The sequence below is a fragment of the Streptococcus orisratti DSM 15617 genome (genome assembly GCF_000380105.1).
GTDB lineage: Bacteria > Bacillota > Bacilli > Lactobacillales > Streptococcaceae > Streptococcus > Streptococcus orisratti.
Map to the genome: position 1 here is coordinate 1 of NZ_KB904495.1, position 10164 is coordinate 10164.

At 41.5% G+C, this 10164-nt stretch carries 13 protein-coding genes and 1 pseudogene; 1 reads left to right on the top strand and 13 read right to left on the bottom strand.

Going from position 1 to position 10164, the window contains the following annotated elements:
- Positions 1–153, top strand: a pseudogene (locus tag A3I7_RS14185) (IS30 family transposase); the annotation flags it as partial.
- A gap of 175 nt (positions 154–328) precedes the next feature.
- On the opposite strand, the gene A3I7_RS14920 reads toward A3I7_RS14185, so the two are convergent.
- The 13 genes from A3I7_RS14920 to A3I7_RS0109585 form a co-directional block, all read right to left on the bottom strand.
- Positions 329–607, bottom strand: a complete 279-nt coding sequence (locus tag A3I7_RS14920) for a GNAT family N-acetyltransferase (protein ID WP_083907248.1) — start codon at positions 605–607, stop codon at positions 329–331.
- 110 nt (positions 608–717) lie between these two features.
- Positions 718–1032, bottom strand: coding sequence for a phosphoribosyl-ATP diphosphatase (gene hisE / locus A3I7_RS0109530; protein WP_018376557.1), 315 nt, complete (start codon positions 1030–1032; stop codon positions 718–720).
- Positions 1033–1173: 141 nt separating this feature from the next.
- Positions 1174–1494, bottom strand: coding sequence for a phosphoribosyl-AMP cyclohydrolase (gene hisI / locus A3I7_RS0109535; protein WP_018376558.1), 321 nt, complete (start codon positions 1492–1494; stop codon positions 1174–1176).
- Positions 1491–2249 (bottom strand): imidazole glycerol phosphate synthase subunit HisF, encoded by a 759-nt coding sequence (gene hisF / locus A3I7_RS0109540; protein ID WP_018376559.1) that lies wholly within the window; start codon positions 2247–2249, stop codon positions 1491–1493. Before hisF ends, hisI begins: the two co-directional genes overlap by 4 nt.
- 1 nt (position 2250) lies before the next feature.
- The gene (gene hisA, locus A3I7_RS0109545) at positions 2251–2970 is read right to left on the bottom strand and encodes a 1-(5-phosphoribosyl)-5-[(5-phosphoribosylamino)methylideneamino]imidazole-4-carboxamide isomerase (protein WP_003087680.1); all 720 of its coding nucleotides are present in this window, start codon (positions 2968–2970) and stop codon (positions 2251–2253) included.
- 218 nt (positions 2971–3188) lie between these two features.
- A complete protein-coding gene (gene hisH, locus A3I7_RS0109550) occupies positions 3189–3800 on the bottom strand; it encodes an imidazole glycerol phosphate synthase subunit HisH (protein ID WP_018376560.1) in 612 nt (203 codons plus the stop codon).
- Position 3801: 1 nt separating this feature from the next.
- The gene (hisB, locus tag A3I7_RS0109555) at positions 3802–4386 is read right to left on the bottom strand and encodes an imidazoleglycerol-phosphate dehydratase HisB (RefSeq protein WP_018376561.1); all 585 of its coding nucleotides are present in this window, start codon (positions 4384–4386) and stop codon (positions 3802–3804) included.
- Positions 4383–5030, bottom strand: a complete 648-nt coding sequence (gene serB / locus A3I7_RS0109560) for a phosphoserine phosphatase SerB (RefSeq protein ID WP_018376562.1) — start codon at positions 5028–5030, stop codon at positions 4383–4385. The genes hisB and serB overlap by 4 nt, the downstream gene beginning before the upstream one ends.
- Positions 5017–6300, bottom strand: coding sequence for a histidinol dehydrogenase (gene hisD, locus A3I7_RS0109565; protein ID WP_018376563.1), 1284 nt, complete (start codon positions 6298–6300; stop codon positions 5017–5019). Before hisD ends, serB begins: the two co-directional genes overlap by 14 nt.
- The gene (gene hisG / locus A3I7_RS0109570; protein WP_018376564.1) at positions 6297–6944 is read right to left on the bottom strand and encodes an ATP phosphoribosyltransferase; all 648 of its coding nucleotides are present in this window, start codon (positions 6942–6944) and stop codon (positions 6297–6299) included. Before hisG ends, hisD begins: the two co-directional genes overlap by 4 nt.
- Entirely contained in the window at positions 6941–7918 is a 978-nt protein-coding gene (locus A3I7_RS0109575) for an ATP phosphoribosyltransferase regulatory subunit (RefSeq protein ID WP_018376565.1), read from the bottom strand. The genes hisG and A3I7_RS0109575 overlap by 4 nt, the downstream gene beginning before the upstream one ends.
- Positions 7918–8970 (bottom strand): histidinol-phosphate transaminase, encoded by a 1053-nt coding sequence (hisC, locus tag A3I7_RS0109580; RefSeq protein ID WP_018376566.1) that lies wholly within the window; start codon positions 8968–8970, stop codon positions 7918–7920. Before hisC ends, A3I7_RS0109575 begins: the two co-directional genes overlap by 1 nt.
- A gap of 356 nt (positions 8971–9326) precedes the next feature.
- A complete protein-coding gene (locus A3I7_RS0109585) occupies positions 9327–9869 on the bottom strand; it encodes a tRNA (cytidine(34)-2'-O)-methyltransferase (protein ID WP_018376567.1) in 543 nt (180 codons plus the stop codon).
- Between the last annotated feature and the right edge of the window lie 295 nt (positions 9870–10164).

Below are 10164 nucleotides of genomic sequence, written 5' to 3' on the forward strand. Positions count from 1 at the left end.
CTCTTGAGAGAGTTTCTCCCAAAAGGTGTCTCTCTTAACTCACTAACGACAGAAGAACTCAATCACTACGTCTCTGCTATCAATGACAGACCTAGACGACTTCACAAGTATAAAACCGCAAATATTTTGTTTGGGCTAGCCCAAACAGCTTAACCTCTGGAACTCTAGTTATCAATGAACTTGTTGCACTTGACTTGACAAGTGGGGAAGATTTTTTCGACCAGATTTTTTCGACTAAGCTGAGAAAACTAGCACTTTTATAATGCTAGTTTTTAGTCTACTCTATAGGTCATGTAATAAGTTTTAACACCTTTAAAAGGAAGGTCATCTAAACTGCATAGATTTGAAAATCTTGCTTAAGGTAAAAATCCCTAGTTTGGTAAGAGCGTGTGGTTAAAACAATCGTTTTTAGGCCTGATTTTTTGGCAAAATTTTTAATCTCTTTGAGAAGACACCTTCCCAGACCCTTCCTTTGATACTGACTTTTGACAGCAAAATCACAGATTTTCAGTGTCTCATACAACCTTTGACAAGACGCTACCGCCAAAATTTGCTGTTCTTTCTCTAGAACAAACTGAAATATTTCTTTTTGTTCACGGGGCTTTATTTCCTGAAAAAAGTTTTCATACTGTTGTGTAAAAACCTAGTCAAAGAAGTCAGACAAATCGCCTTGATATCGATGAAAGTGGTAAGTCATCACACTATCTCACGTTTTCTCTAATAATCGGTCACTTCCTTACGATCGTGGACATTGCTTTTTTTGCCCTGACGATCTTCCAGTACTCTATTGACATCGTCCGGCGTCACGCCAGTTTCAACCAGCATAACGGCCAAATGATAGAGGACATCGGCTGTTTCATTGGCAATTTCTTCTTTGTCTGCATTTTTAGCGCCGATGACAACTTCGGTAGCTTCCTCACCGACTTTCTTTAAAATCTTGTCCAGCCCCTTATCGAAAAGATAGTTGGTGTAAGACCCCTCTTTGGGATATTTTTTTCGATCTAAAGCCTCTTGATATAGTGTTTCTAACATTTTTACTCCTTTAAAAATAGTAGGATCAGACTTGTTTTTCACAAAAAAACTCTGTCCAAAATTCTATCAAACTTAACTGACAAAACAGTGTACTTGGTAAGGTGTAACTGTTGTCCTAAGGCGTGTTTATTCAACTTGCTTTTAGAAAATCTCATTAAAAAAGCAAGAATAAGCTCCCGTATGGCAGGCTGCGCCAACTTGCTCTACAGCAATGAGCAGGGTGTCTTGGTCGCAATCTGTTTTGATGGATTTGACGTATTGATAGTGCCCGCTTGTAGCTCCTTTATGCCAAATTTCATTACGAGAGCGACTCCAATAATGCATTTGCTTGGTTTTGAGGGTCAGCTGGTAGCTTTCCTCGTTCATATAGGCCAGCATAAGGACTTGATTGGTCTGGTAATCCGTCACAATAACTGGCACCAGTCCATTTTGTTTTTCAAAATCCAGTTTGATTTCTGTCATAGGCGCACCTCAATTCCCGCATCAGCCATGGCTTTTTTGGTATCTGCGATAGCAACTTCTCCATAGTGGAAAATGGAGGCTGCTAAGGCACCCGTTGCTGGGGTTTCTTCAAAGACTTCCACCATATGCTCAATATTTCCAGCACCGCCTGAGGCAATGATTGGGACATCTGCCGCTTCTGCAACTGCATTTAGCATGTCCAAATCAAAGCCTGACTTAGTGCCGTCCTTGTCCATAGAGGTCAGAAGAATCTCTCCGGCACCAAGACTGACCGCTTCCTTGACCCAAGCGAGCAAATCCTTGCCGGTGTCCTTGCGGCCGCCAGCCACATAAACATGCCATGTCCCATCTGCTTGTTTTTTGGCATCAATAGCTACCACAACACACTGGTTACCAAATTTCTGAGCACAGTCTGCTATTAGCTGCGGATTGGCAAGGGCAGATGAATTGACTGCTACTTTATCAGCACCAGCTTTGAGCATTTTATTCATGTCTTCGACCGAACGGATACCACCGCCAACAGTAAAAGGAATAAAAACTTGATCAGCCACGTGCCGCACCATCTCTACTGTTGTTTCACGATTGTCAGATGTCGCTGTGATGTCTAAGAAAACCAACTCATCGCAACCAGCTTGGTAATAAGCACGTCCTGAATCTACAGGATCGCCAACATCAGTCAGATTGACAAAATTAACACCCTTGACCACACGACCGTCTTTGACATCAAGGCAGGGAATAATTCGTTTTTTTAGCATCTTACCCTCCAAATGATTTTAATTGGTCTAGGCTGATATTGCCATTATAATAGGCCTTGCCAACGATAGTGCCAGCTACTCCAATTTCTTGAAGTTTAGTGAGATTGCCAACATCTGCAATGCCACCAGAAGCAATAACTTTAGCTGTGGTCAGTTCAGATACCAAGTGCTGGTAGTGCTCATAATTTGGTCCAGTCAGTGTACCATCTCGGTCAACGTCGGTGTAGACAAAGAGACTAACACCCATTTTTTCCATTTCTTTAGCTAAGCTAATGTAATCAACCGTGCTTGTTTCTAGCCAGCCCTCGGTGGCAACGTAGCCATCTTTAGCATCAATGCCAACGACAATCTTATCTGCCCCAAACTTATCCAGCGCAGCTTTGACAAAGCTAGGATTTTTAACTGCCATAGAGCCAATGATAACACGGTCAATACCAACATTGAGGTAATCTTCAATCTGCTCGAGCGTGCGAATGCCGCCGCCGACTTCAACACCAAGGCCTGTCGCCACCTTCAGTGCTGCTATCAAATCACGATTGGTGGCTCGCCCAGCCAAGGCACCATCTAAATCTACCACATGAATGAACTCTATACCGGCATCCGCAAAAAGGCGTGCCTGTCCTAGAACGTCGGGATTGACTACTGTTTTTTGATTAAAATCTCCTTTAAAGAGACGGACAGCCTGACCATCTTTAATATCAATAGCAGGAAGAATTTGCATAATATATGATGCGAGAACGTCTAAAAAGCAATCGAATTTTAGGAAGGTAATAAGGACTCTTTATTCCTTAGACAACTCATCTAAATTCCGAGCTTTTAGCTTGAACTCAATTCCTTTCTTTCTTATTTACTTAACAAAAATAACTTGGTTATTCCGTTAAATCTTAGCATGGGTTCAGTTCAGAAAATACCTAAATGAACCATCCTTTATAATTTATTTCATCTCTCACACAAGTCCACAAATTTTTTGAGAATGCCCAGTCCGATATCTCCTGATTTTTCAGGGTGAAATTGAGCGCCAAAGACATTATCTTTGTGAATCATGGCTGGAACAGAAATAGAATATTCTGCGGTTACATCAATGTATTCCTGAGGAACATCTGTAAAATAGCTGTGCACAAAATAAACTGCTTGATCTTGTAAGCCAGTCGTCAGCGGCGACTCCTGCTTGACCTGCAAATCATTCCAGCCCATGTGGGGAACAGGATAGCCAGCCATAGCAGGAATTTCTTGACAAAGTCCGGGAATAAAGCCTAGACCAGCCGTTTCATGATGTTCCAGCCCTTTTTCAACTAATAATTGCATGCCAAGGCAGATCCCTAAGAGCGGAGTTCCTTCAGCAACAGCCTCCTTGATCGCAGATACTAGACCGCGTTTTTCCAGCTCTGCCATTGCCGCAGGAAAGGCTCCTACACCTGGCAAAATCAAACCCGAAGCTGCTGCTATCTTTTGCGGATCAGCTGACAGTTCTGCTTTGACCCCTAGCTTATTCAACGCTCGCAAGACATTAGCAGTATTGCCCGCATCGTAATCAATCACAATTATTTTCATATCACAGCAATCCTTTTGTTGAGTTTACCCCATGTATTTCGGGATTTAACGTTACCGCTTCACGAAGCGCGCGGCCGGTCGCCTTAAAGAGACTTTCTGCCTTGTGGTGGGTGTTCTTGCCGTGCAGAATTTTCAAATGCAGATTCATTTGAACATTAAAGGCAAGGGCCTGAAAGAATTCCTCAACGAGCTCTGTATCAAAATTGCCTAGCTTAGGGTTGTCGAAAGTTGCGTCAAAGACTAAATAGCTACGACCTGACAAATCAAGACTGGCCATACCAAGTGTTTCGTCCATGGGCACAAAACTGGTCCCATAGCGGTTAATCCCCGCTTTATCTCCCAAAGCTTGGCGCAGGGCTTGACCGAGAGCGATTCCCACATCCTCTACGGTATGGTGGCTGTCCACCCAAAGGTCTCCGTCAGCCTTAACCACCAAAGACAGCCGTCCATGACGGGCAAAAAGGGTCAGCATGTGGTCAAAAAAACCTACACCTGTTTGAATATCAACAGGTTCCTGAGCATCTAAATTTAGACTCAATTTAATTTTGGTTTCAAAGGTATTGCGTTCGATTTCCGCTTGTCTCATTTTCTTACCTCATCTAATATCTCAATCACTTTATACAAATCAGGTTCATTGATTTGGTAGGGTGCCTGCTCGCGTACGATTGGTTTGGCACAAAAGGCGATGCCGATGCCGGCTGACTGAATCATGGGCAAATCATTGGCGCCATCTCCCATGGCAACAGTCTCTGCCAGCGTCAGCCCATTTTCAATAGCCCAATCGCGGAGTTTTTGCACCTTGACTTCCTTGGTCACAACGTCGCCATAGGTTCGGCCTGTCAGGACGCCGTCAACCATCTCCAAGTGGTTGGCCATAACATAGTCAATATTGGCTTCTGCTGCCAGTCGGTCAACCGTCTCATGAAAGCCACCTGAAACTAGACCAACCTTATAACCACGCGCATGCAACTCTTCCACCAATTCCTTGGCATTTTTATTAAAATGGATGCGGGAATAAACTTTGTCAAAAATAGATTCTGGTAGTCCTTTCAAGGTCGCCACACGCTCAGCCAGAGCTTCCTTAAAATCCAATTCTCCCCGCATGGCACGCTCAGTAATAGCAGCCACCTGCTGACCAACACCAGCCTCTTCTCCCAATAAATCAATCACTTCTTCTTGGACCAGGGTTGAATCCACGTCCATGACTAACAATCCTTTAATTTTGGTCATTTCTCACCTCAATAGCTCTAGCATGGGCCTGCAAACCTTCAGCATAAGCCAAGGTAGTAATATCCTTTTCAGCCGCATTGACAGCAGCCTTGCTGTATTGAGTGTATTGGATGCGTTTGATAAAATCATGCACCCCTAGCGCTGATGAAAAGCGACTGGTGGCGGTGGTTGGTAGAACATGATTGGCACCAGCGTAATAATCCCCAATAGGCTCACTAGTGTAATGCCCTAGGAAGATAGAACCTGCATTTTCAATCTTATCTAGATAATCATAAGCATTTTCCATAGCCACTTCCAAATGCTCTGGAGCAACTTGGTTCATGAGATCAAACATGCCATCTACATTCTCAGCAATGATAATGCGACCGTTATTTTCGATAGAGGCGCGGGCAATTTCCTGACGCGGCAAGGTTTGCAGTTGTTTTTCAATCTCAGCCTCTACCGCATCAGCCAACGTTTCAGAATTGGTCACCAAAATCGCGCGAGCCAATTTATCATGCTCAGCCTGCGACAACAGATCTGCCGCCACAAAAATTGGATTAGCCGTCTGATCCGCAATCACACCAATTTCTGATGGCCCTGCAATCATATCAATCCCAACAAGCCCGAAAACTTGTTTCTTAGCCGTAGCTACAAAGATATTACCAGGACCAGTGATTTTATCCACTTTAGGAATACTTTCTGTTCCATAGGCCAAAGCAGCAATTCCTTGAGCACCGCCAACCTGATAAATCTTGTCCACACCGGCCAGTTTAGCAGCTACCAGAATGGCTGGGACAAATTCCTTTTGCGGAGGTGTAATCATGATGATTTCTTTGACTCCTGCAATTTTAGCAGGAATAACATTCATAAGAACAGAAGACGGATAAGCAGCTGTTCCACCCGGCACATAGACACCTACGCGCTCAATGGGACGAATGAGTTGACCGCGAATGACACCTTCGGTAGGGCTGTCTTCAAACCCTTTTTCTAATTGTTGACGGTGGTAACTTTCAATATTCGCTTTTGCCTTTTCAAGAGCCGTAAGGACAGCTGGATCAACCTCTGCAAAAGCGTGGTCAATCAAATCTTGTCCTACCTCAAAATCTGTTAAAGTGATATGATCAAATTTGAGAGAGTATTCTTGCAAAGCCTTATCACCTCGAGATTTCACATCATCAATGATAGTTCGCACGTTCGCCTCAACATCTACATTTTGCCTGCTTAATTCCAACTGTTCTTGATAAAGCAAGGCAGCAATTTCTTCATTACTTCCTTTTAAACGTTTCATTTGAAAGGCACCTCCTCGTTTCCGACAATAGCTTCAATTTTTTTGATAAAAGCCATAAGTTCTGGATTATTTTTTATGGCAGCTTTATTGGCAATAAGCCGAGCTGATATGCGACAGATATCTTCAAAGACGACCAAACCATTGGCAACCAATGTATTACCAGTTTCGACAATATCAACAATAGCATCTGCTAGACCTAGAACAGGTGAAATTTCAACACTGCCCTGAATAGAAATAATTTCAACATCTTCTCCTTTTTTATTGAAATAATCTCTAGCCACAGTTGGGTATTTGGTCGCAATCCGCTTCCGTTTGTGATCATTGGGGTTATAACTTGGTACAGAAGCAACAGTAAACTTGCAAAGTCCAAAGTTCAAATCCAACATTTCCAAATATCCCATTGGATGCTCAATGAGGACATCCTTTCCAACGACACCAATATCTGCAACGCCATGTCGAACATAAGTCGTCACATCGGGAGCTTTGACCAATAAAAATCGGAACTTCTTATCGGGACTCTCAAAAATCAGATTGCGTCCCTTATCAGCCATAAAACTCATATCAAAGCCAGCTTTTTTCAACAAAGCTACCGTATCTTTTTCAATCCTTCCCTTGGTCAGGGCGATAGTCATTTGATTAGTCATCTTGCCCCTCCTCTATCACTTAACTCATCGTGGATAGCTTGGTAAATACTGTCCACATCTATAGCCCAGCCTACAGCAGTTAGTTTTTTAGCACCAAAACGCTCAAAAAGTTTATCATAACGGCCTCCTGAGACGAAGGCATCTGGAACCTTTTCTCCAAAAACCTTAAACATCATGCCAGTATAATAAGGCATACGTGGTAACTGCCCTAAATCAACAGTTACCTGAGCAAAGTCATTTCCCAGCCAACCAAGCAAATGTTCAATGTCATCCAGAGCAACAAGCACCTGGCTATTTTGAACTAAATTACGCGCTCTGGTAATTACTGAAGTCGCCTCACCAAATAAGAACGGGAGTTCTTTCAGAAAAGCATCAAATTCACTGGAATTAGATTTGGTAAATTCATGCAGAACCGTGATATTTTTATCCCGAATAGCCGTTGACAGCTCTTCAACCAAATCCTTATCTAAATTTAACTCATCAAAAATAGTTTGTAAAATAGCAGCATGAGAAAATTCAAATTGATAGTTTTTTAACCTTGCTACCTCCAAGGCTTCCTTAGCTAATAGAATAGCCTCTTGCAAAGCATCTTTTGCTGGAAAACCTACAATTTCAATACCAGTCTGAGTATGTTCATTGGCCAAACCACGCATCTCTTCATTATAATTAAAGACTTTACCAGAATAAGAAAATTTAACAGGGGTGTTAACACGAGTAGACGCAATCACCCGTCCAATCTGGCTGGTGATATCAGGTCTCAAACTCAACAACTCCCCTTGTTTATCAAAGAAATTATAGTTGCTAGCATTGATGGTATCTGAGAAAACTTCAAAATGTTCTAGAGTTGGTGTCTCAATACGATTAAAACCTTGTTCCATCAGTAAATCACTGATGTCCCTTTCAATTTGATACATGACACGCGCTCGTTTAAAAAGTTTGTCATGCATACCTGTTGGTAAACTTGTTTTTTTCATCACAGCAACTCCTGAATTGTTTCGACTACTTTTTCCATCTCAGCCTGGGTGCCTATGGAAATGCGCAAATAATTTTTAATACGTTTAACGTTTGGGAAATAACGAACATAGATTTTCTTATCCTGAAGATAGTTGAACAGCTCTTCTGCACTAACATCTTGTGACTCAGTCAAAATAAAATTTGTCTTCGAATCAAGTACATTAAATCCAAAACTTCTCAATTTTTCGCTAAACCAATCTCGTGTTTTTATGATTTTTTGGCAATTTTCCTGATAATAATCCCAAGATTCTACAGCAGAAACCGCTAGATATTCTGCGATACTATTGACATTATAAGGATTAATAGAATTTTTAATGGCATTGATAACCTTCATCAACCGAGGACTTCCAATACCATAACCGACCCGCAATCCTGCTAGTGCGGCGTCCTTTGAAAAAGTTCGAGTAATAAAAACATTATCGTATTTTTGAAGCAGGGGCAGAGCTGTCTGACCACCAAAATTGATGTAGGCTTCATCAATAATAACAACCACATCTTGGTTGGCCTTGATGATTTCCTCAACTTCATCCAAAGGTTTGTAAATCCCAGTTGGAGCATTAGGATTGGTCAGCACAATACCACCATTTTCCGCAAAATAATCAGCTGTCTCAATTTCATAACGAGTATTGAGAGGAATTTCATGATAATTAATATGATAAAGCTCAGCCCAAACTTTGTAAAAACCATAGGTCATATCAGGAAAAAGTATCGGTTCATCAGCATTGAAAAAAGCAAGAAAAGCCATAGATAGGATATCATCTGAGCCATTTCCAATGATAATCTGATCTGGATCTATTTCTAGTTGCTTGCCTAGAGCTTTTCTTAAACTTTCTTGATCTAAGCTTGAATATTTCCGTAAATGATCAGTATCAAAATCAACAAGCGCTTGGGCAACTTTTGGACTTGGGCCATATGCATTTTCGTTAGTATTGAGTTTAATAATATCTTTTTCCTTGGGCTGACTACCTGCTACATAGGGGGCAATCTTTCGTAAACCTTTTATCACTGACATCTTAGCTCCTTTCACTACGAGAAAACAAAAAGTCCTTGCAAAAAATCTTGCAAGGACGCTTGAGGCGTGGTTCCACCTTAGTTCAGCAGACAGTCGCCTACCTGCTCTCACGAAGTATCGAGACTTCTGATTCGTAACGTGAACCCACCGTCGTACACTACTCTCAACCTTGATTTTGCATACGCACTCAAGAATGTGTTGTCTAAGGATTGCATGCCGTCTCACCCCCGGGCACTCTCTGTCTGTTGTCTTAGACGCTTTCTCTCATCGCTTTATATTTGAGATATATTTTACATGAAAATTCTGATAATTGCAAGTATATTTTGTACTTTTTTATTAAAAGTACTATCTCTCTACTACTTTAGCTTGTCATGCTCATAAGTGTGGCTCAATTCAAGATTAGGAAAAGCTTGCTGTCTCAAAGCTTCATAGACAATCATGCAGACCGTATTAGAGACATTGAGGCTGCGAACATGTTCATCATTCATAGGAATGCGCAGAGCTTTTTCCGCATGTACCCGCATAAATTCTTCAGGTAACCCCTTATCCTCACGCCCAAACATGAAATAATGCGCCAACCCATCACTGTAGTTTTCGTCTGAATAAACCTTACTTGCAAATTTACTGACTAAATGAACTTTTCCAGAACATTTTTCCATGAATTCATCCAAACTATCATAAAAAGTCACATCAAGTTTATCCCAGTAATCAAGACCAGCACGCTTCATTTTGCGGTCATCAATGGGAAATCCCATAGGGCGGATAATGTGAAGGGGGCTATTGGTTGCCGCACAGGTTCGGGCAATATTCCCAGTATTTTGTGGGATCTGTGGCTGAAAGAGAACAACATGATTTTGAACATGTTCTCTTTCTTGATAATTTAATTCTTCAATGTTCATGTTTGGTCTCCATCTTGACATAAAAATAAACCACAGTGCCCGGAGTCAAGCTCAGCAGACAATGTGGTTGATGGCGATTCATTACCTTAAATCATAACAGGTTTGATTTAAACTAACGAATTCATGTACTTTATTATAACACTTTACATATTAATGTCAATCCTTTTAACTCTTTTTTCCATTTTTTTAAGTGGAACCTAAATTCTCAAAGTAAATTCTAGTCTAACACCAAAACTGGAAATTAGACTGAGACAAAAAAATAAGGTAGAACTTACTATGGGACAAGTTGGTAACT

Bases quoted from the DNA above. Each gene is read 5' to 3' on its own strand.
- hisA (WP_003087680.1), bottom strand. From the start codon at position 2,970: ATGCAAATTCTTCCTGCTATTGATATTAAAGATGGTCAGGCTGTCCGT.
- hisD (WP_018376563.1), bottom strand. From the start codon at position 6,300: ATGAAACGTTTAAAAGGAAGTAATGAAGAAATTGCTGCCTTGCTTTAT.
- A3I7_RS0109575 (WP_018376565.1), bottom strand. From the start codon at position 7,918: ATGAAAAAAACAAGTTTACCAACAGGTATGCATGACAAACTTTTTAAA.
- A3I7_RS0109585 (WP_018376567.1), bottom strand. From the start codon at position 9,869: ATGAACATTGAAGAATTAAATTATCAAGAAAGAGAACATGTTCAAAAT.
- hisB (WP_018376561.1), bottom strand. From the start codon at position 4,386: ATGAGACAAGCGGAAATCGAACGCAATACCTTTGAAACCAAAATTAAA.
- hisC (WP_018376566.1), bottom strand. From the start codon at position 8,970: ATGTCAGTGATAAAAGGTTTACGAAAGATTGCCCCCTATGTAGCAGGT.
- serB (WP_018376562.1), bottom strand. From the start codon at position 5,030: ATGACCAAAATTAAAGGATTGTTAGTCATGGACGTGGATTCAACCCTG.
- hisF (WP_018376559.1), bottom strand. From the start codon at position 2,249: ATGCTAAAAAAACGAATTATTCCCTGCCTTGATGTCAAAGACGGTCGT.
- hisI (WP_018376558.1), bottom strand. From the start codon at position 1,494: ATGACAGAAATCAAACTGGATTTTGAAAAACAAAATGGACTGGTGCCA.
- hisH (WP_018376560.1), bottom strand. From the start codon at position 3,800: ATGAAAATAATTGTGATTGATTACGATGCGGGCAATACTGCTAATGTC.
- hisG (WP_018376564.1), bottom strand. From the start codon at position 6,944: ATGACTAATCAAATGACTATCGCCCTGACCAAGGGAAGGATTGAAAAA.
- hisE (WP_018376557.1), bottom strand. From the start codon at position 1,032: ATGTTAGAAACACTATATCAAGAGGCTTTAGATCGAAAAAAATATCCC.